The following is a 25088-nucleotide window of genomic DNA, read 5'->3' as shown; positions in this document are numbered from 1 at the left end:
TTCGCCTCCACCCGAAACTGTAGGCGGCCGGCGGGCCGGCGTCGATGCTGCCTGGTATGAGCACCTACCGGGAGATCTTCGCGAATCGGGAGTTCCGCAGCCTGTGGATCGGCAGCGCGCTCGGCAACGCGTCCTCGACCATGACGAGCCTGACCCTCGCGCTCATGGTCGACGCCGCGACCGGGTCGGCCCTGCTGGCGGCGCTGGTGATGTTCGGGCCGTCGCTGGCGCAGGTCCTGGGCGCCTCGACGCTGATGTCGGCGGCGGACACCGCGCGACCGCGCCGGGTGCTGACCATGCTCGCCTGCCTGTCGACGGTCGCGGTCGGTGCTCAGGCAGCGCTGGATCTCAGCGCCTGGATGCGGCTGCTGCTCGCGCTGATGGTGGCCTACGGGTTGTCGATCGGCTCCGGGGTCCGCTGGGGGTTGCTGAACGAGGTGGTCGACCAGGACCAGTTCGTGCTCGGTCGCTCGGCGATGAACCTGTCCGTCGGCGCGATGCAGATCGCCGGGTTCGGGACGGCCGGGTTGTTGCTGCAGGCCCTCAGTCCGTCCCAGGTGCTGTGGCTGGCGACGGGCTGCTCGGCGCTGGCCGTTCCGGTCATCCGATTCGGCCTCACGGATCGGCAGGCCAGACGTGTGGCCCGGACCAGCCTGTCCGAGACCTGGCGCGGCAACCGCCGGCTCCTCAGCCAGGCCAGCACGCGTCCGTTGCTGCTGGCACTCACCCTGCCGAACGGTCTGATCGTCGGCTGCGAGGCCCTGTTCGTCCCGTACACCGGCCCGGAGGCCGGTTGGTTACTGGCCGCCGGTGCCGCCGGGATGATGACCGGTGACCTGGTCGTCGGGCGGTTCCTGAGTCGTTCGGGTCGGCGCGTGGCCGGGCGATGGTTGCGGATTCTGTTGGCCGTGCCGTTCCTGGGCTTCGCCTTCGAGCTGCCGATCGCCGTACTGTCCGTGCTGGTCGCGCTCGGCAGCACTGGCTACGCGGCGTCCCTGTCCCAGCAGGAGGTTCTGGTCGATCTGACTCCGGCCGATCTCCGCGGTCAGGTTCTCGGTCTCGAGAGCGCTCTGCGGATGACGACGTTCGGCGTCGTCGCCATCCTGGCCGGCGCCCTGGCCGACCTGACCTCCCCCGCCCCCACGATCACCGCCTTCGCCGGCGCGTCCCTGCTCGCCTCCATCGCCCTCACCCGGCCGCTGTCACGCGTAACGGACCCCGACCCCGGACTAGGCTCGCGGCATGGAGGTCGTGGGGCTGCGGAAGGAGTGATCAGCGGCTGAAGCCGGCGGTGAGGCCGCTGAGGAGTTGGCGCCGGCCGATGGCGTAGAGGAGGACGATCGGAAGAGTGGTGAGCATGACGGAGGCCAGGACGGCGGGGATGTTGACGCTGTACTGACCCTGGAAGGTCCACAGGGCGAGCGGGAGGGTCCGCTTGTCGGGGCTCTGCGTCAGGATCAGCGGAAGCAGGAAGCCGTTCCAGACGCCCAGGCCGTTGTAGATGCTGACAGTGACCAGCGCGGGCCGGGTCAGCGGCAGGGCGAGACCGCGGAGCATGTCCCACTCGCTGGCGCCGTCGACACGCATCGACTCGAACAGTTCCCTCGGGACGTCCCGGATGAAGTTCGACAGCACCAGCACCGACAGCGGGATCGCGAACGCGATCGACGGCAGGATGATCGCCAGCAGACTGTCGTACAGGTGCATCCGGATGATCAGCAGGTAGACCGGGATGATGGTGGCCTGCAGCGGGATCGCCAGCCCCATCAGGAACAACCCGTTGACTCCGGCAAGGAATCTGCCACCGGCGCCGCGGACGATCGCGTACGCCGCCATGAACGCGATCGCGACCGCCGGAACGATGGTCCCGGCCGTGACGATCACGCTGTTCAGGAAGTACTGCGGGAAGTCGGACTCGATCACCAGCTTGTAGTTCGCCAGCGTCGGCGCGGTCGGCAGGGCGAACGGGTTCTGGCTGAAGTACGCCGTCTGGTCCTTGAAGCTGGTCACGACGATCCAGTACAGCGGCACCATCACGATCACCAGCCACACCCAGGCCGCCGCGCCGCCGAACCAGTTCAGGTGCAGCAGTTTGCGGACGGTGACCTGTCCACGAGAGGTACGGCGAGCCGCCGTACCGGCTCCGCTGGTCGCCACTGCCATGTCACGCACCCTCCATCTGGCTGGACGTCGTACTGCCGCCGAGTCTGCGCAGCAGCAGCGCGAGGGCGAGGCCGATCAGGACCAGCAGGACGGCGATCACACTCGCCGGACCCATCAGGTTCGCCTGGAAACCACGCTTGTACATGTCGAGTGCGAGCACCCGGGTCGCGTCGCCGGGACCGCCGGCGGTGAGCACGAAGATGAGGTCGAAGAAGGTCAGCGACCCGACCACCATCAGCGTCGACGACGTGATGATCGTGTACTTCAACTGCGGCACGGTGATGCTGAAGAACTGCCGGACCCGCCCGGCGCCGTCGATCGACGCGGCCTCGTACATCGAGGTGGGGATCTGCCGGACGCCGCCTTGGTAGATGAGCGAGTGGAACGGGATGAACTGCCACGACACCACGAAGATGACCACGCCGAGCGCGAGGTTCTCCCGGCCGAGCCAGTCCTGGGTGAGCAACCCGATCTTCAGCCCGGCGCCGAGCCCGAAGTTCGGGTCGAGCAGCGCCTTGTAGGTGATCGCGATCGCGGCCGAGCTGAGCAGCAACGGGACGAAGAACAGCACGGCGAGGAAGCCGCGGTACCGCTGCCGGCCGGCCAGGAAGGTGCCGAGCAACAGGCTGAGCGGTGTCTGCACCGCCCAGGACAGGATCATGATCTCGAACGTCACCCAGATCGCGTGCGGCAGCCCGGGGTCGCTGAGCACCGAGCGCCAGTTGGAGAGACCGGCCGGGTTGATGGCGCCGAGGCCGTCCCACTGGGTGAAGCTGAGGAACAGCACACCGAACAGCGGGACGACCCCGAACACGAGAAAGATCGCCAGCGCCGGGATCGCCATCCAGGCAACCGGACCGCTCCGCCCGGCAGCGCTGGACGGGGCTCTACCGGAACCCGCCGGCGCGACGGGCGGAGCGGTCACGGTCATGAAGCCTCCCGGCCTGGACTGAGGAGCGGAGCGACGAGGGAAGGCCGGCAGCCGAAGTCCCACGACCACGCCGGCGCCGGAGGCCCGGCCAAGAGCACCGTCACTTGCCGATCACCGCGTTCATGCTGTCGGCGAACTGCTGGGGCGAGATGGACAGCTGGAACAGCTTGGCGATGTTGTCGAGGAGCGTCTCGGCCTGGGTCGGGCTGAGGGCCTGGTCCCAGGACTGGGCGAAGTTCTTCGCGTTGGCCGAGGTGTCGTAGACGAAGTTCAGCCACACGGAGTCGTTCTTGTCCGTCACCGAGGACAGCTTGTCCTTGGCACTCTTGACGACCGGGATGTTGCCGGACTTGACCCAGGCCTCGACCGAGGCGTCGTCGAGGGTGTTGTTGGCGAGGAACTTCTTCGCGGTGTCCTTCTCGCCCTGGCTGGCCTTGGAGGAGATGGACAGGTACTGGCCCGGGTTGCCGACCGTGTCGCTCGGGTCGCCCTTGCCGCCGTCGACCGGCGGGAAGTTCATGTAGCCGAGGTGGCCGCCGGTGACGAAGTCGCCGCCGGAGGCCTTCATGTTGCCGTAGGTCCAGGCACCGTGCAGCATCATCGCGGCCTTGCCGGTGAACAGCAGCGCCTGGTCGGCGTTGGAGTCGGCGGTGATCGAGGAGAAGCCCTTGATGAAGCCGTTCGCCTTGATCAGCTTCTGCATCTCGTCGAGCGCCTTCAGCGCGGACGGGTCGGACCAGCTGTTCGGCTTGCCGTCGAAGATGTTCTGGAAGACCTCGGCACCGCCGATCCGGTCGAACAGGAACTCCAGCCACATCATGTTGGTCCAGCGCGACTGACCGCCGAGCGAGAACGGCGCGATCCCGGCGTCGTTGAACTTCGGCACCAGGTCCATGATGTCGCCCCACGACTGCGGCGGCTGGGCGCCGACCTTGTCGAAGGCGCGCTTGTCGTAGAACAGCACGATCGGCGTGGTGGTCTCGACCGGCATCGCGTAGATCTTGCCGCCGACCGTCGCGGCGCCGAAGGCGGACGGGAAGATCGAGCCCTTCAACTCCGCGTTCTCCTCGAACCACGGGGTCAGGTCCTCGACCTGGCCGGCGTCGACGTAGCTCTTCAGGCCGCCGCCGCCCCAGCCCCAGATCAGCGTCGGCCCCTGGCCGGCCCCGATCGCGGTCTTGATCTTCTGCTTGTAGGCGTCGTTCTGGAAGGTGGTGAACTTGATCTGGCTGCCCTGGTTCGCCTCGTTGAACCGCTTGACCTGCGCCTCCCGGATGGCCTGCTGCGGCTGGCCGGTCAGGAACCAGTACGTCGCACCGCTACCGGCCGCCGCACCACCCGTGGAGCCGCCGGAGCTCTGTGGGCCTGAGGTACCGCAGGCAGCCAGCCCGGCCGCGAGCGCACCGCCGCCGACCAGGCCGAGAAAGGAACGCCGAGATGTCGTGATGGGATCCACAGTGATCTCCGTACTCCAGGCCGCGGACCGCTCCACGGCGCGGGGGTGGCGGGGTGCCGCAGCGGATCGCGGGCATCCCGATTAAGACTATGTTTCGTAACGTAGATTTCGCAGGTATCACTGTCAAGACTTGAACTGGCGTCAGTTTGCGGTCACAGTGAGGTCACGAATCCCCTGGTCACACAAGGGATCCACGACGTCCCCGGCAGACGTGACAGGTGCGGCGAGCAGCGGTCGAAAGCTCGAAACTTTTTCGATACTTTGTCACGGCAAACGGCTCAGGTTAAGGGAGAATTTCTTGTCCAGCAGCACCTCGCAGCGGCCGTCCGACCAGCCCTGGCGCGATCCCGGGCTGCCGGCCGAGAAGCGGGCCGAGCTCCTGCTGCAGGCGATGACCCTGGAGGAGAAGGTCGCGCAGCTCGGCAGCCGCTGGGCCGGCAACGACATGGCCGACCACGACCTCCCCGCGGAGGAGACCATCAACGTCGCGCCGATGGAGGACGTGTTCGCCACCGGCGGATCGCTGTCCCTGGAAGAGGCGAGCCGGCACGGCCTCGGTCATCTCACCCGGGTCTGGGGCAGTGTCCCGCAGTCCGTCGACCAGGGTGTCGCTGAGCTGATCCGCCAGCACCAGGTGGTGATCGAGGGCACCCGGCTCGGTGTCCCCGCGCTGGTGCACGAGGAGTGCCTGACCGGCTTCACGACGTACGGCGCGACCGTCTACCCGGCCTCGATCGCCTGGGGAGCGACCTTCGATCCCGGCCTGGTCGAGCGGATGGCCGCGGCGATCGGGCGGGACATGGCCGCGGTCGGGGTGCACCAAGGGCTGTCACCGGTGCTGGACGTCGTCCGCGACTACCGCTGGGGCCGGGTCGAGGAGACGATCGGCGAGGATCCGTATCTGGTCGCGATACTGGGGTCGGCGTACGTGCGGGGTCTGCAGAGCGCCGGCGTGATCGCGACCCTGAAGCATTTCGCCGGGTACTCGGCGTCGCGGGCCGGGCGCAATCACGGTCCGGTGTCAATGGGCCGGCGTGAGTTGCTCGACGTCATCCTGCCGACGTTCGAGACCGCGATCGCGACCGCCGGCGCGGGCTCGGTGATGAGTTCGTACTCCGACATCGACGGCCTGCCGGCGAGTGCGGATCGCTGGCTGTTCACCGACGTACTGCGGGACGACTGGGGTTTCGGCGGCACAGTCGTCTCGGACTACTGGGCCGTGCCGTTCCTGTCGTCGATGCATCGCGTGGCCGACGGTGACGCGGACGCCGGTGCGATCGCGCTGACCGCGGGCACCGATGTCGAACTACCGGACACGATCGGCTTCGCGGGCCTGGTCGACAAGGTCAGGTCGGGCGAGATCTCCGAGGAACTGATCGATCGCGCGGCCCGGCGACTGCTGCTGCAGAAGGTTGAACTCGGCCTGCTCGACCCGGACTGGACGCCGGAGGGCTCGGTCCGGGACGGCGGCGTCGATCTCGACTCGGCCGGGAACCGGGAGATCGCCCGGCAACTCGCCGAGCGCTCCGTCATCCTGCTCGACGCGGGCTCCGCATTGCCGCTGCGCAGCGACCTGCGCACGATCGCGGTCGTCGGCCCGTGCGCGGCCGATCCGCGCACGCTGATGGGTTGCTACGCGTTCCCCAACCACGTGCTCCCCCGCTATCCCGACCGCGGTCTCGGTGTCGAGGTGCTCAGCCCGATCGATGCCTTGCGCAACGAACTTCCGGACGTCGGAATCGTGCACGAGAAGGGTTGCGCGGTCACCGGCGACGACCGGTCCGGGTTCGACGCAGCCGTCGCGGCGGCTCGTGACGCCGAGCTGGTCATCGCGTACGTCGGCGACCTCTCCGGACTGTTCGGCCACGGCACGTCCGGCGAAGGCTGCGACGCGGAGGACCTGCGGCTGCCCGGCGTCCAGGGTGAACTCCTCGATCGGCTGCTGGACACCGGTACGCCGGTCGTCGTGGTGGTCGTCTCCGGCCGGCCGTACGCGCTCGGCGACTTCGCGGACAGGGTTGCCGGTCTCGTACAGGCGTTCATCCCGGGTCAGGAGGGTGCGGCCGCGATCGCCGGCGTACTGAGTGGACGGGTCGTGCCGAGCGGCAAGCTGCCGGTGCAGATCCCCCGGCATGTCGGCGGACAGCCAGGGACGTACTTGCAGCCGGCGCTGGGCAGTGTGGAGAGCGCCGGGATCAGCGGCCTGGAGGCCCGGCCGTTGTTCGGCTTCGGGTACGGCGCGTCGTACACCAGTTTCGAGGTCGCCGACCTGCGGCTGAGTACGACGGAGATCGGGAACGACGGCGAGTTCACTGCGACGGTGCGGGTCCGCAACACCGGTGACCGCGCGGGAGACGAGGTCGTCCAGCTCTACCTGCGTGACGTCGTGGCACGGATCGCCCGCCCGCTGAAGCTGCTCACCGGGTTCGCGAGGGTGTCGTTGGAGCCCGGTGCGGCCACCGACGTGACCTTCCGCGTACACGCGGATCGCACCGCGTACACCGGTCCGGACCTGCTGCGGATCGTGGAGCCGGGTGATGTCGAAGTGATGATCGGCACGTCGTCGCTGGACCTGCCGTGTCGTGCTTTTGTCCGGGTCACCGGGGATGTGAGGGTGGTGGGGCACGAACGCCGACTGACGACCCCGGTCGAGGTCACGCCGGTCGACGAAGGAGCAGGAGGAGGGTGATGAGATGTCGCGGTTGAAGGGTCGCGTCACCCTGGCCACTGTGGCCGGCACGGCCGGAGTGTCGGTCGCCACGGTCTCCAAGGTGCTCAACGGGCGCAGTGACGTCTCGCCGGCCACCCGTGCGCGGGTCCAGGACATCCTGCAGAAGCACGGGTACGTCGGCCGGCGGCCCGAACCCGTCGAGCGGGACACCGTCGAGCTCTTCTACCAGGGCTTGCTGAACGCCTACTCGGTCGAGGTGATCCAAGGCGTCGTCGAAGCCGGTCAGGTGGCCGGCGTGGACGTCGTACTGAACGCGCACCCACCGCACCCGCCGAACTCGAGCAGCGGGCGGGCAGCGCGCTGGATCCGCGAACTCATCGCCAGCGGCCGGCGCGCGGCGATCGGACTCACCAGCGAACTGGCCGACCCCGACCTGGCCGCGCTGGCCCGCGCCCGGCTGCCGCTCGTCGTCGTCGACCCGGCCAACATCCCGCAGCCGGACGTGACCAGCGTCGGCTCCACCAACTTCGCCGGCGGTATGGAGGCCACCCAGCACCTGTTGTCGCTCGGTCACCGGCGGATCGCGTACGTCGGCGGACAGCCGACGTCAGGGTGCAACCAGGCCCGGATGAGCGGGTACCGGAGCGCGATGGAAGCAGTCGGCGCACCGGTACCGCCGGAGTACATCTGGCTGCGGGACTTCCTGTACGACGACGGGCTGGCCGGCGGGGCCGCCGTGCTCGACCTGCCGGACCCGCCGACCGCGATCTTCGCCGGCAGCGACGAAGTTGCCCTGGGCATCATGGAGGCGGCCCGCGCCCGCGGCCTGCGGGTCCCCGAGGACGTCAGCGTGGTCGGCTTCGACGACACCGAGGTGGCGCGGCTGGCGTCGCCGCCGCTCACCACGGTGAAGCAGCCGCTCCGCGAGATGGGCGCCGTGGCCCTGCGCACCGCGCTGCAACTCGCGGCGGGCGAGAAGGTCGACTCCCACCACGTGGAGCTCGCGACATCCCTCATCGTCAGGGCATCCACCGCCCCGAACACCTACCCGCGGCCCCGAGCCGCCGACCGTCCGGCCTAGCTTCCCGACCTTCAGAAGGTGTTGACGAGAAGGACGTAGGTGGCAGTGCCTATACCGACGCTGAGGATGGTCCGACGGCCGGAGGCGAGGTGGGCGGCCGCGGTGACGGCTACTGCGAGGAAGGCGAACGGCGTTGCGTCGGGGGCTTCCGTGACGGTGGAGTGAAGAGCCGAGGCCGCGAGGATCGCCAGAATTCCTACCGGCATCCACGTCGCGAGTTCCTGCACGATCACCGACGTACGGAGGGTGCGGAGGACAGCGAACGGTACGGCGCGCAGCGCGAGAGTGATCGTGAAAACGATGGCCAGGACGGCGACGACGTACGTCGTACTAGGCATGGGCGACCTTCAGGGTGTGGCGGGCCAGCAGGAGGACGACGAAGAGCAGCAGCGCGGTGAGCATGGCGGCGCCCGGCGTGACAACGAGGGCGACAGCGACACTGCCCAGGGCCAGCAGCAGGGAGGGGAGTTCGCGACGTGAGCGGAAGGCGTCGAGGGTCAGGACGGTGAACAGGGCGCACAGCGCGAACTCCAGGCCCTCGATCGGCGCAGGCAGAGCAGCGCCGAGCGCGACACCGACGAGGCCACCGCCGACCCAGTAGGTCTGGCAGGCCAGTTGCAGGGCGATCAACCGTGCGGCCGAGCGTTCGCGCTCCGGCAGTGAGGCCTGTACGGCGTACGCCTCGTCGATCATGGCGTAGACGGCGTAGGCCTTGGCGAGGCGGTTCCGCACCAGGTGAAGCGGAAAGGAGAAGGCGTAGAAGAAGTGCCGGAAATTGACGACGAACGTGGTCACCGCGACCGCGGCCAGCGGCGCGGACGTGGCGATCATGCCGACGAGCAGCAGTTCGAGCGAGCCCGCGAACGCAGCGAGCGAGAGCGCCGGCGCGGTCCACCACGGAAGCCCGGCCTGGACGACGAGCAGACCCAGCGCGATGCCGAGCGGAAAGATCCCCAGTCCGGCGGAGAACGAGTCACGGATCCCGGCGCGGACACCCGGCCGATGTGAGGTCGCGTCGAGGTCGAGGAGGTCTTGGGTCACCACTTCATGGTCCCGGAAATCGTGTGACAGGTGGTTGCAAAGATTGCTCACCCGAGAGCCCAGCATGCAATCATCGAGCCATGGACGCCATCGATCGCGCAATCATCGCGGAGTTGACCCGAGACGGCCGGTTGACCAACGTCGAACTGGCCAACCGCGTCGGCCTGACCACCGGTCCCTGTCTGCGCCGGGTCCAGCGTCTCGAGGCCGACGGCGTGATCCGCGGCTACCGCGCGGTGGTCGACCCGGTCGCGATGGGCCGGTCGTTCGAGGTCCTCCTCAACATCACGCTCGAAGCCAACGACGCCGAAGCGGTGGACCGCTTCGAGCAGACCCTGGTCGCCCTGGACGAGGTCACCGAGCTTCGCCGCTTGTTCGGCACGCCGGACTACTTCGTCCGCGTCGCCGTCGCGGACCTCACGGCGTACGAAGCCTTCCTCAGTCAGCACGTCCTCCCCATTCCCCGCGTCCAGCGCGTCACCTCCGCCTTCACGATGAAGGTCATCAAGTAAGTGCTGTGTCACTGTGCGTGAGATCTCTGGGCAGATTCGTTAAGGCTGTAACGAAAAGGTCCCGGAAAGCCCTACCCCTGGCGTACTCTCCCGGACCATGCACAGACGCGAGCGGGCCAAGGTCGTTCAGTCGGTGATCCTGTTCCTGCTGGTCAGTGGCCTCTGCGGCGCCCTCGTCGCCGGGCTGGCGTTGCCGTTCGCCGGCCTGGCCGGCGTCACCACCGAGAAGGCGCACGAGACCGTGCAGTACCTTCCGCAGGACCTGAAGACCGCTCCGCTGGCGCAGAAGAGCCAGATCCTGGCCGCCGACGGCTCGCTCATCGCCACCCTCTACCAGGAGAACCGGACCCCGGTCACGCTGAAGCAGATCAGCCCGATCATGCTGCAGGCGATCGTCGCGATCGAGGACGACCGGTTCTACGAGCACGGCGCGCTGGACGCCAAGGGCACGCTCCGCGCACTGCTGCGCAACCAGTCGCAGGGGTCGGTCCAGCAGGGCGGGTCGAGCATCACCCAGCAGTACGTGAAGCTCAGTCTGGTCGCCAAGGCGCGGACGCCGGAGGAGATCCAGGCCGCGACCGCGGAGACGTACGAGCGCAAGATCGCCGAACTCCGCTACGCCATCGCGATCGAGAAGCAGTACTCCAAGGACGAGATCCTCAACAGCTACCTGAACCTGGCCTTCTTCGGCGACCGCTCGTACGGCGTCGAGGCGGCCGCCATGCACTACTTCGGCGTCCACGCGTCGAAGTTGAACCTGCCGCAGGCCGCACTGCTGGCGGGCCTGGTGAAGAACCCGACCGGCTACAACCCGACCAACAACCCGAAGCGGGCCAAGGACCGGCGCGACGTGGTGATCCGCCGGATGCAGGAACTCGGCATCATCACCGCGAAGCAGGCCGAGGACGCGATCCGGACGCCGGTGATCGACCCGGCCAAGGTCCGCAACGTGCCGAACGGCTGCGCGAACTCGGCGTACCCGTTCTACTGCGACTACATCGTCGCCAAGCTGAAGGAGAACCCCGTCTTCGGCAAGACCAAGGAGGACCGGGAGAACTACATCGAGACCGCCGGACTGGTCGTGCGGACGTCGCTCGACCCGAGGATCCAGAAGGCGGCCGAGGCCTCGGTCAGGAAGCACGCGAAGCCGACCGACCAGGCGGTCGCCGCGGTCACGATCGTGGAGCCCGGCACGGGCCTGGTGAAGGCGATGGCGCAGAGCCGGCCGTACGGCATCAAGAAGGGCCGGACGACCTACAACTACAACGTCGAGAAGTCCTATCCCGGTGGGTACGGCGGCTTCCAGAACGGCTCGACGATGAAGGCGTTCACGATCGCGGCGGCGATCCAGAAGGGCGTCCCGATGACGTACCGGATCAACTCGCCGCAGACGATCAACCTGAGCGGCAAGAAGTTCAGCACCTGTTCGGGGACGACGTCCGACGACGACTACAACCCGAAGAACTCGACCAGGACGGTCGCGGACCCGTCGATGATCGACGCGGCCCGGGCGTCGACCAACACCTACTTCCTGCAACTGTCCCAGCAGATCGGTATCTGCCCGATCGCGACGGTCGCGTCGAAGCTCGGCATGTACGACGCCCAGACGATGAAGCCGCTGGAGCAGGTGGTCTCGTACACCCTCGGCTCCGCCGGTCTGATCACGCCGCTGATGCTGTCCAACGCGTACGCGACGTTCGCGGCCCGCGGGATGTACTGCAAGCCGCAGGTGATCACCTCGATCGCCAGCAGCAAGGGCAAGGCGATCCCGACGCCGGCCCCCAGCTGCAAGCGGGCGCTGTCGCCGGCCGTCGCCGACGGCGTCAACTACGTGCTGCAGAAGGTGATGGAGGAAGGCGGTACCGGCGCCAAGCTGAAGTTCGGCAAGAGCGACCTGGCCGGGAAGACCGGAACGATCGACAGCAACAAGGCGGTCTGGTTCGCCGGGTACTCCTCCCGGCTCGCCGCCGCTTCGGTGGTCGCGGACGCCAGCCCGCCGTACGAGGATCTGATCGGGCAGACGCTGAACGGCAAGCGGCTGCGGGACGCGTCCGGTTCCGGTACCGCCGGCCCGATCTGGGAGTCGGCGATGCAGGCGGCCTTGCAGGGTCTGCCGACGAGCCGGTTCGTGAAACCGGACGACAAGATCATCCGCGGCAACGTGAAGGATCTGCCGTACCTGAAGGGGATGCCGCCGGCCGAGGCCATCGCCAAGCTCGCGCAGCTCGGCTTCAAGGCTCAGGTCGCCCCGGAGCCGGTCGACTCCGACGCGGCCGCGGGCACCGTCGCGTACACCAGCCCGCGACAGGAGGACGGCGCTCCCGAAGGCGCGACCGTCACCCTGTTCCTCTCCAACGGCAGCAAGGCGCCGAGCCCGCCCCCGACACCGCCCGCCACACCGCCGGCCACTCCCCCCACCATGAAGCCGCCCCCGGGCTTCCCCACCTGCCCGCCCTGGGACCCGAAATTCCCCAACTGCCGCCGCGGCCGCTGATCAGTCTGTGGAAAACCTCGGCGCGGATGGGTCGTTGGTTACTACGCTGTGGTCTGCCGATCCGAGCCTGAGAGGGAATCCAGTGACAGTCGATGAGCTTGCCCGCGCCCGCCAGGAGTACGACGCCCTTGTCGCGCGGGGGTTGAAGCTCGATCTGACCCGGGGGAAGCCGTCGCCGCGACAACTCGACCTGGCGAACGCGATGCTCGAGCAACCGGCCGAGGCGGTGTCCGCCGACGGTGCGGACCTGCGGAACTACGGTGGTCTGGAAGGGCTGCGCGAGCTGCGGGCGATCTTCGCCGACGCGCTGCAGGTGCCGGTCGATCAGCTGCTGGCGGCCGGCAACTCCAGCCTGGAGCTGATGCACGACGCGATCGTGTTCGCGCTGCTGGGCGTCGTACCAGGTGCCGAGCGGCGCTGGGTCGACGAGCCGGGGATCACGTTCCTCTGCCCGGTGCCCGGATACGACCGGCACTTCGCGGTGTGCGAGCGGTTCGGCATCACGATGGTGCCGGTGCCGATGACGCCGGACGGTCCGGACATGGACGTCGTCGAGCGGCTCGTCGCATCGGACCCGCAGGTGAAGGGCATCTGGTGCGTGCCGAAGCACAGCAACCCGGACGGGACCGTGTACTCCGACGAGACGGTACGTCGGCTGGCCGCGATGGAGACCGCGGCGCCGGAGTTCCGGATCTTCTGGGACAACGCGTACGCCGTCCATCACCTGACCGACGTCGAGACGGAGATCGCGGACCTGCTGGCGTTGTGCGCCGAGCACGGTCACCCGGATCGGGCGTTCGTGTTCGGGTCCAGCTCGAAGATCACCTTCGCCGGGAGCGGGGTGGCGTTCTTCGGGTCCTCCCCCGCGAATGTCGCCTGGTGGTTGAGCCACACCTCGAAGCGCAGCATCGGGCCGGACAAGATCAACCAGTTGCGGCACGTGCGGTTCCTGCGCGACGCGGACGGGCTGCGGGAGCACATGCGGAATCTCGCGGAGCTGATCCGGCCGAAGTTCGAGGCGGTCGACAAGATCCTCACCGCCGAGCTCGGCGGCACCGGCCTGGCCTCCTGGACCACCCCGGCCGGCGGCTACTTCATCAGCCTCCAGGTCCCCGAGGGCTGCGCCCGCGCGGTCGTCGCCAAGGCCAAGGCCGCCGGGATCGCGCTCACCCCGGCCGGCGCCAGTCACCCCTACGGCAACGACCCCGAGGACCGCACGATCCGCATCGCCCCCACCTACCCCGAGCTCCCCGAAGTCGAAGCCGCCATCTCCGCCCTGGCCACCTGCATCCGGCTCGTCGCCGCCGAACACCAGGTCAACCAACCCACCTGACCCCGGCACCGCCCGCGCGAGGCCGCCTCCGAGCGGACGGCGGCCGGCGGTCCTCACCTGGACCGTCCTCGAGGCGTCAGGGGGTGGCGAGGTCGAAGAGGAGGCAGGTGGAGGTGGCGTGGGCCAGGAGGGTGCCGCGCTCGTCGTACAGGTGGGACTGGGCGGTCGCGGCGCGGCGGCCTCGGGTGATGAGGGTGCCTTCGCAGCGGAGTACGCCTGAGGCGACGGTGACCGGTTTGAGGAAGCGGGTCATCAGGTCGAGGGAGGTGTAGCCGACGCCGGCCGGCAGGGTCGAGTGGACGGTGCAGCCGGCCGCGGTGTCGAGCAGCGTCGCGATGATGCCGCCGTGCACCGTGCCGAGCGGGTTGTAGTGGAACTCGGCCGCCGGCATGAACACGGTGACCTTGCCCTCCTCGACCTCGATCCCGGTCCCGCCGACCAGTTGCAGGATCGGCGGTGCCGGGATCTTCCCGTCCCGCATCGCCCGCAGCATCTCCACCCCGGAGATCGCGCCGAGTGACGCCGCGGTCAGCGCCGGGTCGGACCAGGAGAAGGTACGGCTGCGAGTCACCTGCTGGGTCTCAGTCATGGACCGAGCCTCACACCACCCGTCTGGGTCTGTCAACGAGACCTAGCCCTCACTACGATGGGCCCCATGGCCGGATCGAATGTCGCGACGCACGACGCTCTGGAATGGTCGGTGGACAACTGCCCGATCGGCCGGGCGATGGAGATCCTCGGCGAGCGATGGACCGTGGTCGTGCTGCGCGAGGTGTTCAACGGCGTCCGCCGGTTCGACGACATGCGGGTCCGGACCGCGATCCCCCGCCAGGTGCTGTCCAACCGGCTCACCAAACTCGTCGACCACGGCATCCTTCGCAAGGTGCCGTACCGCGAACCCGGCGCCCGGCAGCGCGACGAGTACCGGCTGACCGAGAAAGGCTTCGACCTCTACCCGCTGCTGATCGCGATCCGCGACTGGGGTGACAAGTACCTCGTCGGCGAGGAGGGCTCGCCGCTGACCATCACCCATCGCGACTGCGGCGCCGTCGTCCACACCGAGGTGCACTGCGAGGCCGGCCACACGGTGGCGTCCCCGCGCGACGCCGTACCGCGACCGGGTCCGGGTGCCCGCCGGCGACGGGCGGACGACCGGTCAAACGTATGAAACAAAGGACTTTCGGGCCCTTCCCACAGTTCCCGGGCCGACCTCGGTAGGCTGCTTCGCGCGATGGACAACCTCGGGGGGAGGAGGAGTTGCGTGAGGCAGTTCAACGCGCCGCCCGGCTGGCCCGACCCGCCCAACGCCAGGTGGCGTCCGCCCAAACACTGGGGTCCGTCAGAGACCTGGCCGCCCGCGCCCGCCGGCTGGAGGTTCTGGGTCGACGAGAACGGTCGCCCGGTCCGCGGCCCGATCGGCCGGTACGGCGGTCCGAGCGTCTTCAAGCTCGGTGCGGTCGCGGCCGTCGTTCTCACACTGCTCGGCCTGGTGCTGTTCAACCCGCTCGCCGGAGGTGACGACAACACGGCGATCACCCCCGCTCCGTCGACCGAGGTCGAGACACCACCGGCATCGGAAGGTACGCCGGAAGCACCCGAAACCGCCCCTCCGACGACGACCGGCACGACCAGCCCGACCACGGCGCCAACGCCGCAACGCACGCACGAGCCGTCGCGAACCCCGACCAGCGCAACCTCGACCGAACCGCCGTCACCGGAACCGTCCACCCCGAAGCAGTCGTCCACGCCGAAGCCGATCGATCCGACGACGGCCCCGACCACCACGACCGCGGCGATCGTGTACCGGAACTGCGCCGAGGTCCGCGCCGCCGGCAAGGCGCCGCTGCACCGCGGCGACCCGGGCTACTCCCCCGACCTCGACCGCAACGGCGACGGCACCGCCTGCGACCGCGGCAACTCCTGACCTCCCGACCGGAGTCCCTCGTTCCACAGCTCCTGGGTCTGGACGATCCAGAAGATCGCGAAGAGCGTGATCAACGCACCCTCGATCCACAGCACCGCGTGGTCCCAGCCGAACAGTGCCTTCCACGCCAGCAGCACCAGCGGTACGACGACCATCGCGACGGCCAGCGCGGAGTAGCGGTTGGCCGGTGCGGAACGACTGTGCGCGGGATGCTCCTTGCGCCGGAACTGCTCGGCATTCACCAGCACCACCGCGATGATGCAGACGAACATCACCACGGCCGCCGCATAGTGCGCGTTGCGGGTGAAACCTTCCCGGTCCAGGAAGAACCAGGCGAGGCCGCCGCCGAAGATCGCCAGTGCGACGACGAACCCGAGCAGGTACATGGGATTCCAGTCCGCTCGCGACCGCCGGGCCCGCAGCACGAACACCGCGGTGACGACCAGGCACGGTACGCCGACCACGAACAGTGCGAGCATGTTGTTGGCGACGTTCGCCGCCGTGTCACCCAGGACCATCGGCACCGATCGGCACGATCCCTGGCCGGGTGTCGGTACCAGTGCGACCGCGGGGGCGAGGATGCCGGCCACGTTGAGCAGAATGTCCTCCCGCTCGGTGTTGCCCTTCAGCACCACCATGCAGACGCCGATGGTGATCAGCGCGCCGACGAAGATCGCCTGGACCGGGGTGTAGTAGTAGGCGCTGATCGAGGTCTGCAGGCAGCGCGGATTCGTCTTCGACCACTCGATCACCAGCGCCGCGCCGAGCAGGACGACCATGGCCACCATGGCCATCCGCAGGTAGCGGTAGGTCTTGACCGAGTATCCGGCGGGCTCAGCCATGTCGGCCCCCTCGAGCAAGCTCCCCTACATCTCGCAGTATGCGCCCGGGTGGGCCGCACGGCAGCGCGTGCGGCCCACCCATGTCGCGGTCAGCCGGCCTGCGCCGTGGTGTAGACGTTCTGCGCGTCGGTGCCGAAGTACGGACCGAACATCCAGGTCGGGACGAAGTTGATCTTGTAGCTGTTCACCGAGTTGACGATGCCGGCGCCGGTCGACTCGCTGAACTGCAGGAACCAGCCACCGCCGCTCGAGCCGCCGGTCATGTCACACGTCATGCCGATCCCGTTCGAGATGAACGCGTTGAACGTCCTGCCACTGCAGTAGATCAGCTTCGAGCCGTCGTACGGCGCCGCGGCCGGGTAGCCGAAGGCGTACATGTTCTGCCCGCGTGCCTGGTTGAACGCGATGCCCTGGCCGCCCACCACGTCGGTCAGGTTCTGGCCGTTGAGCGGGTTCACCACAGCGGCGCCGACGTCGTAGTTGATGTCCTCGCTGGCCACCCACTGCGGCGTCGCGTAGGTCTTCTTCGCCGTCCAGGTCCCGTACGGCGTGCTGCCGTTGTTGTACGCCGGGACGAACACCCAGTTGGTGTGGAACGCGCCGTCCAGCTTCACGCAGTGCCCGGCAGTGATGACGGTGCTCTCGTTCGCCGAGGTCACCGCCGTACCGGAGCACGACGCCGAACGACCCTGATAGGTGAAGAACACCCGGCCCTCGGTGCTGACGATCTTGCCGCCGCCGGTCCATTGGCCGCCGCCGCTGGGGAAGGCGGTCGGCGCGACCGTGGCCGGCCGGCCGGCCGCGACCACACCGGCCAGCCGCTGCTTGGGCTTCAGCAGCCGGTCGATCGGTACGGCGGACCGCATCCGCTCCGGTGTCCAGAAGCCGGCGACCGCGGCCTGCTCGGCCGATGTCAGCGCCTGCTCGTGAACAGGCACCGGTTTCGCGGTGGGCGCCGCGGTCGCCGTACCGGACAGCGGTACGACGAGGGCGACGGCGCAGGCGGTCGCCAGCAGGGCGGAACGAAGACGTAGACGCTTCATCTGCAGCCACTCTTTCCCGGCCGGTGGGCGTTCCGGCCGTCCTCACGGGAACGATCTGGCCGGACCGGTCTCACTGCGTCACCGGCCCGTTACATCTGGTGCGTCACGATAGGCGGAAAACCCCTGCTTCAAAAGCCTTCACAGCCTGATCGACTTCTTGTTCATGAACTCCTCGATACCGGCCGGGCCGAGTTCGCGGCCGATGCCGGAGCGCTTGATGCCGCCGAACGGGAGGTCGGCCTGCGAACCTCCGGCGCGGTTGAGGTAGACCATGCCGGCGTCGATCCGGTCGGCGACCCGGCGCAGCCGCTCGGGGTCGGTCCCCCACACACTGGCGCCGAGGCCGAACGGCGTGTCGTTGGCGAGCCGGACCGCGTCGTCCTCGTCCTCGGCCCGGAACACGATCACGACCGGCCCGAAGATCTCCTCGTAGTACGCGTCCGTCCCGGGCGCGACGTCGGTGAGCACGGTCGCCTCGAGGTACGCGCCCGGCCCGATCCGGCGTCCGCCGGTCCGCAGGGTCGCGCCCTGTTCGAACGCCTTCGCCACCTGGGCGGCGACCTCGTCCGCGGCCGCGATCGAGGCGAGCGGCGGGAGCTTCGTCTCCGGATCGGCGGGGTCGCCCGGGACGAAGTACTCCGCGACCCGCTTGGTCAGACGGTCGACGTACTCGTCGTAGATGCCGGCGAGGACGATGATCCGCTTCGGCGCGTTGCACGACTGGCCGCAGTTGCGCATCCGCGCGGTCGCGGTGGCGTTGACGGTCTCGTCCATGTCGTCGGTGTCGAGCACGATCAGCGGGTCCGATCCGCCGAGTTCGAGCACGGCCTTCTTCAGGTGCCGGCCGGCCTCGGCGGCGACCGCCACGCCGGCCTGCTCGCTGCCGGTCAGCGACACACCCTGGATCCGCGGGTCGGCCAGGATCGCCGGGATCTGCCGGCTCGACGCGAACGTGTTGACGTACACGTCGTCCGGGACGCCGGCGTCGCGCAGTACCTCCTCGATCGCACGGGCCGAGCGCGGGCAGATCGACGCGTGCTTGAGCAGGATGGTGTTGCCGAGCACCAGGTTCGGTGCGACGAACCGGGCCACCTGGTAGCACGGGAAGTTCCACGGCATGATCCCGAGCAGCGGACCGATCGGGCCCTTGGTGATGACGGCCCTGCCACCTTTGACGTCCAGCGGTTCGTCGGCCAGCAACGCCGGCCCGTTCTCGGCGTAGTACCGGAAGATGTCGACCACGATCCCGATCTCGCCGCGGCCCTCGTTGATCCGCTTGCCCATCTCCAGCGTCATGATCGCGGCCAGTTCGCCGGTCCGCTGCTCGAACAGGTCCGCCGCCCGCGCGACGATCCCGGCCCGTTCCTCCACCGTCCGGCTCCGCCACGCCGGATACCCCGAGTGCACCCGCCCGATCGCCTCCTGCACCTCCTGATCGGTCGAGTTGGCCACCTCTTCGACCAGCTCACCGTTCGCCGGATTCGTCACCCTGTACATGCTGCCCTCCGTCCGCTCACCTGTGCGCTTCGACACATACTGTATACAGTAGTCGCGCCATCAGATACCGCCGCCGTCCAGTCAAGCGGTGAGCGCGAGGAGGTCCTCCAGCGTCCAGACGTCGCTGACGCCCGGTGCGGAGTGGAGGTACTCCGCGACCCGGCCGACTGGCCAGGCATGGGCTTCGACCAGGCCGGTGGCGATCCAGCGGAGGTACGGGAGGGTCGGTGCCTTCGGCTCGAGGTCGGCGATGGTGCCGTGGGTCACGGTGAACATCGGTACGCCGTCCTGTTCGCCCAGCCGGGCCACGGTCTCGTAGCGACCCGGCCCCATGGTGTGGACCGTGTCGACATCCGGCAGGAGCCCGGCCAACCGCCGGGCGAACTCACCGCCCGGCTCCCGCCGCATCTCTTGGGCGGCCACGTCCCCCAACTGGTCCGGCGTCAGCAGATAGGCCCGCGCGGCCACCGACCCGGCTGCCGCCGGGTCGTAGAACGCGGACCCGCCGCCCCACACCCGCGACTCCCCCGCGAACACCAACCCACCCGGCACCTCGACGCCCACCATCCGCTCCGGGTCCCGCCGGTCCCGGCATCCCGGATAGACCCGAGCACCGCCTTCCGGCCGGCCGCCGGCCAGATAACACCGGAAGCGATCGAGCGCGAGGTTGGAGCCATAGGCGACGTACCAGACTCGCTGCATCGTTCCTCTCAGGCCGGCAGTGGATGCTCCGCGAAGGCCTGCTCGGCCTCCGCCAGCACGATGCGGGAAGCATCACGGTACCGGCGATCCGCCTCGGCCGCCGTGTCACCCACCGCCGTCAGCCCGATCCGGCCGACCTCGGTCAGGCAGCTGATCATGTGGAACACCACCCCGACCTGCCGGGACTGGTCGAAATGCAGCCGGTGCCGCGCCACGATGTCGAACAGGTCGGTCGGCAGCAGGCCCTTGAGCAGTTCGGACTCGAGGTGGTCGGTCGCGACCAGGTGCTTCTCATGACCACCGGGGGTCAGGAAGAGCGCGGTCACCGGGTCGTAGCGCCCGTCGGTCAGGAACTGCAACGTCAGGAACGGATGCGTCGTCCCGCCCTTGCGCAGGTTCAGTTCGATCGCGTACGGCGTCCAGCCGCCGTCGGGCCGCCGTACGACGACGAAGTCGACCGCGAATCGCCCGAGCGCGCCGCGGCTCGCGAGTTCCCGCCCGATCGTGGCGGCGTGCTCGGTGATCAGTCGCGCGTACTCCGGCGCCGCCGGGAACACACACCCGAGATAGCTCTGCCCACTCGCGCCGCCGAGCAGTTGATCGTGGGTGGACAGCAGTTCGACCTGGCCGCCGGGCAGGACGCGGAGCTGGACGCTCGGGCTGCGCAGGTCGTCGCCGACGATCCGCTCCTCCACGATCCCGCCGTTCTCGGCGAACTTGGCGAGGTACACGTCGAAGGGTGTCGTCGCGGACTCCAGTTCCATCTCGTGCAGCCGCCGCAGCACCTCGTCCCGCTCCCCCGCCGTACCGGGCGCGGGCAGCCCCTTCAACCGGACGACGGCGTTGCCCGCGCCGGAGACGCCCTCGTTGAGCTTCACGATCGCGCTGTCCATGGCCGGCCGCTCGGCGCGCATCGTGAGCAGCGCGTCCGCGAGGTCGTCGAGGCCGTGCAGGTTCTCCACGCCCAGCGGGTGCGGTACGCCGACCTCCGCGAACAGCCGCCGGCATCCGGACTTCGAACCCAGTGGCGCCAGCCGCGGATCGGCGCCGTACATCGGGATGCCGAGGCTGATCGCGACATCGCGTTCGAGCTCGGTCGTGTTGTAGGGCACCAGGTGCGAGCGCATCGGGTTCGGGATCAGCGCGGCGATCCGGCGCAGCAACCGCGGCCGGGCCAGCAGCTTCTCGCTGAGCGAGATCGGCGTGGCGTCGTTGACCGCGACCAGTGACAGCCGGGCGCGCGCGTGACTCGGAATCACGCCGGGGAGCAGGGCCAGGTAGTACTCGACGATCTCGGGCGCGACCGGCATCGACGTCACGTAGACCATCCGCAGCCGCGGTTCCCGCAGCAGGATCAGCAGGAACAGGAACCGCTCCTCGTAGGCCTGCATCATGGTCCCGGTCCCGGCCGCCGCGGTCCGGTCCAGCGTGATCGACGGTACGACGACGACCGACTCGTCGTCGTAGTTCAACCGCATCGCGTCCCACACGCCGGCCATCCGTGCCTGCAGCCGGTCGAAATGCCGGTAGCGCTCCTCCTCGGTGAGCGCGGACAACCCGGGCGCCGCCTCGCCGGTCCCGGTCCACAACCCGCCGGTCATGACGCGATCCTCGAGTTGTCCAGGCCACGGATGCTGAACGCGTGCACGGTCCGGCTGAAGCCGCGGACCTCGCGGAATCCCGCGTCCTCGGCGACGACCACGTCCCCGGCGGCGCTGTAGACGCGTTCGGTCGCGAGGATCTGCCACGGTTCGGCGTCGGCGCACAACCGGGCCGCGAGGTTGGTCACGCTGCCGATCGCCGCGTAGTCGATCCGGCCGTCGAAGCCGATCGTGCCCAGGGTCGCGTACCCCTGCGCGACGCCGATGCCGAGCGCGAGATCGTGACCGCGCCGGCTCCAGCTCTCGGCCAGCCCACGGACCCGGGTCCGCATCGCCACACTCATCCGCAACGCTCGCAGCGGGCCGTCCTCGCACCGCACCGGGTCGTTGAAGAACACCATCAGGCCGTCGCCCGCGAACCGCTCGAGCGTCCCCTCGAACCGGAAGATCAGGTCGCCGAGCGCGTGGTGGTACTCCTCCAGCACGCCCATCACCTCCTCCGGTTCGCTCGCCTCCGCGAACGTGGTGAAACCGCGCAGGTCGCAGAACACGACGACGATCTCGCGCCGGTGACTGGCCAGGAACGACTCGTCGCCGGAATCGACGATCAGCTCGGCCAGTTGCGGGCTGAGGAACCGGCGCAGCCGGCTCATCCGCTGCAGTTGCGACACCTGGCTCTCGACCCGCGACTCCAACTCCCGGTTCCAGGCGGTCAGCTCGTCGGCCTGGCGCTTGATCGTGTCCTGGTAGCGCTTGATGCGTGCCAGCGACGCCACCCGGGCAAGCAGTTCGCTCTGGTTGACCGGCTTCGTCAGGAAGTCGTCCGCCCCGGCCTCGAGTGCCTTCACCTTCTGCTCGTCGCCACTGGCGGTGATCATCACGACCGGCAGGTACGCCGTGTCCACCTGGTCGCGGATCCGCCGGCACACCTCGTAGCCGTCGATACCGGGCATCAGGATGTCGAGCAGAACGAGATCGACGTCCTCGGCACCGATCAATTCCAGCGCCTGCTGACCCGAGAACGCTGTCAGTACGTCGTACCCACGCGGAGACAGAATCGCCTCCAGCAACCGCACGTTCGGCGCCTGGTCGTCGACCACAAGCAACCTGGTCATGGGGCCTCCCGGCCTGGACTGAGGAGCGGAGCGACGAGGGAAGGCCGGGAGCCACAGCCCCATGACCCGCCGCGCCGGAGGCGTGGCATCAACACAGTCATGAGGTGCCTCCGAGTCGGAGGAAGTCTCCTACCTGTTGCGGTAGGCGGCGGACGCTGATCGGCTTCTCGACGTACCCGGTGAAACCGGACTCGAAGGCACGCTCACGGTCGTCGTCCATCGCGAATGCCGTCACCGCCACCACCGGTACGTCGCGGGTCCGCTCACTCGCCCGGATCCGGCGCAACGCCTCGGCACCGTCGATCCCGGGCAGTTGCAGGTCCATCAGGATCAGGTCGGGTTCCTCCGAGGCCGCCAGCCGGACGCCGTCCTCACCCGAGGTCGCCTCGATCACCTCGTAACCGGAGAACCGGAGCACGTCCCGCACCAGCTTGAGGTTCTTCGGATTGTCCTCCACCACCAGGATCCGCCCTGGGTTCATCGATTCTCCCCCTTGTCGTCCCCTACGGCTCCGACCGCTCGCAGGGCGCGGAGCAAGGCGTCCCGGCTGACCGGTTTGACCAGGTAGGCGGCGGCACCGAGCGCGGCGCCGCGGGCCTGTTCGTCGACGATCGACACGATGACGACCGGGATGTCCCGGGTGCTGGGTTCGGCCTTGAGCGCCTGCAGGACCGCCCATCCGTCGATTCCCGGCAGCCTGATGTCCAGGACCACGGCGACCGGCCGGACCCGGCGTACGGCGTCCAGCCCGGACTGACCGTCACCGGCCACCGTGACCCGCAGCGCCGCCCCGGACAGGTACGCCGTGATCAGGTCGAGCGACAGCCGGTCGTCCTCGATGACGACCACGTCACCGACCGGCCGGGCCGCGTCCGGCCGCTCGTCGTCCTCCCTGCTCCGCAAGGAGAATCCGAACGTGCTGCCGACGCCGACCTCGCTCTCCAGCCACATCCGGCCGCCGAGCAACTCCACGATCCGGCGCGACAACGTCAGCCCGAGCCCGGTGCCCTCCTCCTGGGACGGCCCCCGGCCGCCCTGCTGGAACGACTCGAAGATCCGCTCGCGGTCCTCCGCCGGAACACCGCGGCCGGTGTCGGTGACCGCGATGTGCACCTCGGCACCGGCCCGGGTCGCCCGGACCACCACCGATCCGCCGTCGCCGGTGAACTTGACCGCGTTCGTCATCAGGTTCAGCACGACCTGCTTCAGCCGCAGCTCGTCGGCGTACACCTGGTCCACCGCCGGGTCGATCTCGACCCGCAGGTCGATGTTGTGCGCGGTGGCCCGTTCGCGCAGCATCGCGACGGTGTTCTCCAGCGGCCGGCGCAGCGGGAAGGTGGAGTACTCCAGCTCCATCCGGCCGGCCTCGACCTTGGACAGATCAAGGATCTCGTTGAGCAGTTCGAGCAGGTGCCGGCCCGAGCCGTGGATGTCGCGCAGGTACTCCTCCTGCCGCTCGTTCAGGTCCCCGAACATCCGCTCCAGCAGGACTTCGGAGAACCCGAGTACGGCGTTCAGCGGCGTGCGCAGCTCGTGCGACATGCTGGCCAGGAACTCGGACTTGTGCCGGCTCGCTACCTCGAGTTCGGCACTGCGCTGCTTCAGCTCCCGGAACAGCTGGGCGTTCAGCAGCGCAAGCGCGGACTGGTCGGCGAACATCTCCAGCAACGCCAGCGTCTCGGCCGAGAACTCGCCCGGCCGCTTGCGGCGGACGACCAGCGAGCCGAGGATCTGTCCTTCCCGCAGCAGCGGTACGGCGACCAGCGACCGCCAGCCCCCGTCGTGCAGCACGGACAGATGCGGATCGCGCTCGACCGCGTCGAGATCGGGCACCGCCAGCGGCCGGCCGAGCTTGGCCGCCCGGCCGACGAGCGTCTCGTCCAAGTGGATGCGGGTCTCCCGCAGCCGCTCGATCACGGTCGGGGCGGTCTGGTAGACGCTACGGACCAGGAAGCACTGCGTCTCGTCGTCGTACTCCATGATCGAGCCGCCGTCGGTCGCCGAGAGCCGGACCGCGTGCTTGGCGATCGTCGCCAGCACCTGGGTGACGTCGAGGCTGGAGTTGACCGCCTCGCCGACCTCGCGCAGCGCCTCCAGTTCACTGACCCGCCGGGTCAGCTCGGCGCCGCGCGCCTCCAGCTGCTGGACCAGCTTCACGCTGTTGACCGCCATCGCCGCCTGACCCGCGAACGCGGTGACGAGGTTCTGCTCCAACTGCCCGAACGGATCGACCTCGTTGCGCCACACCACGAGCGCCCCGACCACCGCATCGTCGATCAGCATCGGTGCGCCCATGGTGGTCCGGAATCCCGCGACCCGCTGCAGTTCCCGGCGTCCGTAGTCCGGATCGGCGAGTACGTCGGGAATCTGCTGGGTGGTGTGGTCCAGCCCGACCCTGCCGATCAAGGTGTCGCGATCGAGCGGTGCCGGGTGATCGATCGCGTAGCGAAGGGTCTCCTCGGACAACCCCACTGCCTTGCTCAGGTGGAAGTGCGAGCCCTCGAGGAGATAGATGTGTGCGGCCTGCGACCGGCAGAGCCGGCGCGCGCTCTCGACGATCGTCGTGAGCACCTTGTCCGGGTCACCGGCCGAGCGGCCGACCGCGGAGAGGACCTCGTTGGCCGCGGCGAACTGGTCGGACAACGCCGCGAGCTGTCCCTGGAGCCGTTGGTGCTCCACCTC

22 protein-coding genes are annotated in these 25088 nt (G+C 68.8%); 8 read left to right on the top strand and 14 right to left on the bottom strand.

All coding sequences use genetic code 11. The annotated features are described in order from the left end of the window. Positions 1-56: 56 nt before the first annotated feature. Positions 57-1283, top strand: coding sequence for an MFS transporter (locus ACYVOK_RS13700; RefSeq protein ID WP_460662744.1), 1227 nt, complete (start codon positions 57-59; stop codon positions 1281-1283). Here ACYVOK_RS13700 and ACYVOK_RS13695 read toward each other — a convergent pair. The 3 genes from ACYVOK_RS13695 to ACYVOK_RS13685 form a co-directional block, all read right to left on the bottom strand. Further along, positions 1273-2163, bottom strand: a complete 891-nt coding sequence (locus ACYVOK_RS13695) for a carbohydrate ABC transporter permease (protein WP_460662743.1) — start codon at positions 2161-2163, stop codon at positions 1273-1275. The two genes, ACYVOK_RS13700 and ACYVOK_RS13695, sit on opposite strands and share 11 nt — an antisense overlap. Position 2164: 1 nt before the next feature. Further along, positions 2165-3007, bottom strand: coding sequence for a carbohydrate ABC transporter permease (locus ACYVOK_RS13690; RefSeq protein WP_460662742.1), 843 nt, complete (start codon positions 3005-3007; stop codon positions 2165-2167). Between the two features lie 187 nt (positions 3008-3194). Beyond that, positions 3195-4550, bottom strand: a complete 1356-nt coding sequence (locus ACYVOK_RS13685) for an extracellular solute-binding protein (RefSeq protein WP_460662741.1) — start codon at positions 4548-4550, stop codon at positions 3195-3197. 298 nt (positions 4551-4848) lie between these two features. On the opposite strand from ACYVOK_RS13685, the gene ACYVOK_RS13680 reads away from it, so the two are divergent. Together ACYVOK_RS13680 and ACYVOK_RS13675 are read left to right on the top strand one after the other, a co-directional pair. Further along, positions 4849-7239 carry a glycoside hydrolase family 3 N-terminal domain-containing protein gene (locus ACYVOK_RS13680; protein WP_460662740.1) on the top strand — a complete coding sequence of 797 codons (2391 nt, stop codon included), beginning with the start codon at positions 4849-4851 and terminating at the stop codon, positions 7237-7239. A gap of 4 nt (positions 7240-7243) precedes the next feature. Further along, on the top strand, positions 7244-8302 hold the full coding sequence (locus ACYVOK_RS13675; RefSeq protein ID WP_460662739.1) for a LacI family DNA-binding transcriptional regulator: 1059 nt from the start codon (positions 7244-7246) through the stop codon (positions 8300-8302). A gap of 11 nt (positions 8303-8313) precedes the next feature. Here the strand turns inward: ACYVOK_RS13675 and ACYVOK_RS13670 are convergent, their stop codons facing one another. After that, a complete protein-coding gene (locus ACYVOK_RS13670) occupies positions 8314-8640 on the bottom strand; it encodes a branched-chain amino acid transporter permease (RefSeq protein WP_460662738.1) in 327 nt (108 codons plus the stop codon). Continuing rightward, positions 8633-9343: an AzlC family ABC transporter permease gene (locus ACYVOK_RS13665; protein ID WP_460662737.1), complete on the bottom strand. Its 711-nt coding sequence runs from the start codon at positions 9341-9343 to the stop codon at positions 8633-8635. Before ACYVOK_RS13665 ends, ACYVOK_RS13670 begins: the two co-directional genes overlap by 8 nt. 80 nt (positions 9344-9423) lie before the next feature. On the opposite strand from ACYVOK_RS13665, the gene ACYVOK_RS13660 reads away from it, so the two are divergent. The 3 genes from ACYVOK_RS13660 (at position 9424) to ACYVOK_RS13650 (ending at position 13682) form a co-directional block, all read left to right on the top strand. Beyond that, the gene (locus ACYVOK_RS13660; protein WP_460662736.1) at positions 9424-9855 is read left to right on the top strand and encodes an Lrp/AsnC family transcriptional regulator; all 432 of its coding nucleotides are present in this window, start codon (positions 9424-9426) and stop codon (positions 9853-9855) included. Between the two features lie 97 nt (positions 9856-9952). Further along, a complete protein-coding gene (locus ACYVOK_RS13655) occupies positions 9953-12349 on the top strand; it encodes a penicillin-binding protein (RefSeq protein ID WP_460662735.1) in 2397 nt (798 codons plus the stop codon). Positions 12350-12431: 82 nt separating this feature from the next. Further along, positions 12432-13682, top strand: coding sequence for an aminotransferase class I/II-fold pyridoxal phosphate-dependent enzyme (locus ACYVOK_RS13650; protein ID WP_460662734.1), 1251 nt, complete (start codon positions 12432-12434; stop codon positions 13680-13682). A 76-nt stretch (positions 13683-13758) separates the two neighbouring features. On the opposite strand, the gene ACYVOK_RS13645 is transcribed toward ACYVOK_RS13650, so the two are convergent. Next, the gene (locus tag ACYVOK_RS13645; RefSeq protein ID WP_460662733.1) at positions 13759-14271 is read right to left on the bottom strand and encodes a PaaI family thioesterase; all 513 of its coding nucleotides are present in this window, start codon (positions 14269-14271) and stop codon (positions 13759-13761) included. Between the two features lie 66 nt (positions 14272-14337). Here ACYVOK_RS13645 and ACYVOK_RS13640 point away from each other — a divergent pair, with 66 nt between their 5' ends. Both ACYVOK_RS13640 and ACYVOK_RS13635 read left to right on the top strand, forming a co-directional pair. Next, positions 14338-14850, top strand: a complete 513-nt coding sequence (locus tag ACYVOK_RS13640; protein ID WP_460662732.1) for a winged helix-turn-helix transcriptional regulator — start codon at positions 14338-14340, stop codon at positions 14848-14850. A 93-nt stretch (positions 14851-14943) separates the two neighbouring features. Continuing rightward, the gene (locus tag ACYVOK_RS13635) at positions 14944-15606 is read left to right on the top strand and encodes an excalibur calcium-binding domain-containing protein (RefSeq protein ID WP_460662731.1); all 663 of its coding nucleotides are present in this window, start codon (positions 14944-14946) and stop codon (positions 15604-15606) included. Here ACYVOK_RS13635 and ACYVOK_RS13630 read toward each other — a convergent pair. From ACYVOK_RS13630 to ACYVOK_RS13595, 8 genes are all read right to left on the bottom strand, one after another. Next, entirely contained in the window at positions 15546-16448 is a 903-nt protein-coding gene (locus ACYVOK_RS13630) for a hypothetical protein (RefSeq protein ID WP_460662730.1), read from the bottom strand. The two genes, ACYVOK_RS13635 and ACYVOK_RS13630, sit on opposite strands and share 61 nt — an antisense overlap. Before the next feature lie 89 nt (positions 16449-16537). Further along, the gene (locus ACYVOK_RS13625; protein ID WP_460662729.1) at positions 16538-17491 is read right to left on the bottom strand and encodes a trypsin-like serine peptidase; all 954 of its coding nucleotides are present in this window, start codon (positions 17489-17491) and stop codon (positions 16538-16540) included. Between the two features lie 138 nt (positions 17492-17629). Beyond that, positions 17630-18988 (bottom strand): NAD-dependent succinate-semialdehyde dehydrogenase, encoded by a 1359-nt coding sequence (locus ACYVOK_RS13620; protein ID WP_460662728.1) that lies wholly within the window; start codon positions 18986-18988, stop codon positions 17630-17632. Positions 18989-19069: 81 nt separating this feature from the next. Further along, positions 19070-19690 (bottom strand): histone deacetylase, encoded by a 621-nt coding sequence (locus ACYVOK_RS13615; protein WP_460662727.1) that lies wholly within the window; start codon positions 19688-19690, stop codon positions 19070-19072. Between the two features lie 8 nt (positions 19691-19698). Beyond that, positions 19699-21291 (bottom strand): peptide ligase PGM1-related protein, encoded by a 1593-nt coding sequence (locus ACYVOK_RS13610; protein ID WP_460662726.1) that lies wholly within the window; start codon positions 21289-21291, stop codon positions 19699-19701. Then, a complete protein-coding gene (locus ACYVOK_RS13605) occupies positions 21288-22406 on the bottom strand; it encodes an adenylate/guanylate cyclase domain-containing protein (protein WP_460662725.1) in 1119 nt (372 codons plus the stop codon). Before ACYVOK_RS13605 ends, ACYVOK_RS13610 begins: the two co-directional genes overlap by 4 nt. A gap of 97 nt (positions 22407-22503) precedes the next feature. Continuing rightward, the gene (locus tag ACYVOK_RS13600) at positions 22504-22887 is read right to left on the bottom strand and encodes a response regulator (RefSeq protein WP_460662724.1); all 384 of its coding nucleotides are present in this window, start codon (positions 22885-22887) and stop codon (positions 22504-22506) included. Next, a complete protein-coding gene (locus tag ACYVOK_RS13595; protein ID WP_460662723.1) occupies positions 22884-25085 on the bottom strand; it encodes a hybrid sensor histidine kinase/response regulator in 2202 nt (733 codons plus the stop codon). The genes ACYVOK_RS13600 and ACYVOK_RS13595 overlap by 4 nt, the downstream gene beginning before the upstream one ends. Positions 25086-25088: the final 3 nt, after the last annotated feature.

The sequence above is a fragment of the Kribbella swartbergensis genome, assembly GCF_054784135.1.
The sequence above is the reverse complement of the archived record's forward strand: the minus strand, read 5'-3'. Positions and strand labels throughout refer to the sequence as shown.

Coding starts and splice junctions, on each gene's coding strand:
- ACYVOK_RS13700 (WP_460662744.1), top strand. CDS start 57: ATGAGCACCTACCGGGAGATCTTCGCGAATCGGGAGTTCCGCAGCCTG.
- ACYVOK_RS13695 (WP_460662743.1), bottom strand. CDS start 2,163: ATGGCAGTGGCGACCAGCGGAGCCGGTACGGCGGCTCGCCGTACCTCT.
- ACYVOK_RS13690 (WP_460662742.1), bottom strand. CDS start 3,007: ATGGCGATCCCGGCGCTGGCGATCTTTCTCGTGTTCGGGGTCGTCCCG.
- ACYVOK_RS13675 (WP_460662739.1), top strand. CDS start 7,244: ATGTCGCGGTTGAAGGGTCGCGTCACCCTGGCCACTGTGGCCGGCACG.
- ACYVOK_RS13670 (WP_460662738.1), bottom strand. CDS start 8,640: ATGCCTAGTACGACGTACGTCGTCGCCGTCCTGGCCATCGTTTTCACG.
- ACYVOK_RS13660 (WP_460662736.1), top strand. CDS start 9,424: ATGGACGCCATCGATCGCGCAATCATCGCGGAGTTGACCCGAGACGGC.
- ACYVOK_RS13655 (WP_460662735.1), top strand. CDS start 9,953: ATGCACAGACGCGAGCGGGCCAAGGTCGTTCAGTCGGTGATCCTGTTC.
- ACYVOK_RS13645 (WP_460662733.1), bottom strand. CDS start 14,271: ATGACTGAGACCCAGCAGGTGACTCGCAGCCGTACCTTCTCCTGGTCC.
- ACYVOK_RS13640 (WP_460662732.1), top strand. CDS start 14,338: ATGGCCGGATCGAATGTCGCGACGCACGACGCTCTGGAATGGTCGGTG.
- ACYVOK_RS13630 (WP_460662730.1), bottom strand. CDS start 16,448: ATGGCTGAGCCCGCCGGATACTCGGTCAAGACCTACCGCTACCTGCGG.
- ACYVOK_RS13625 (WP_460662729.1), bottom strand. CDS start 17,491: ATGAAGCGTCTACGTCTTCGTTCCGCCCTGCTGGCGACCGCCTGCGCC.
- ACYVOK_RS13620 (WP_460662728.1), bottom strand. CDS start 18,988: ATGTACAGGGTGACGAATCCGGCGAACGGTGAGCTGGTCGAAGAGGTG.
- ACYVOK_RS13615 (WP_460662727.1), bottom strand. CDS start 19,690: ATGCAGCGAGTCTGGTACGTCGCCTATGGCTCCAACCTCGCGCTCGAT.
- ACYVOK_RS13610 (WP_460662726.1), bottom strand. CDS start 21,291: ATGACCGGCGGGTTGTGGACCGGGACCGGCGAGGCGGCGCCCGGGTTG.
- ACYVOK_RS13605 (WP_460662725.1), bottom strand. CDS start 22,406: ATGACCAGGTTGCTTGTGGTCGACGACCAGGCGCCGAACGTGCGGTTG.
- ACYVOK_RS13600 (WP_460662724.1), bottom strand. CDS start 22,887: ATGAACCCAGGGCGGATCCTGGTGGTGGAGGACAATCCGAAGAACCTC.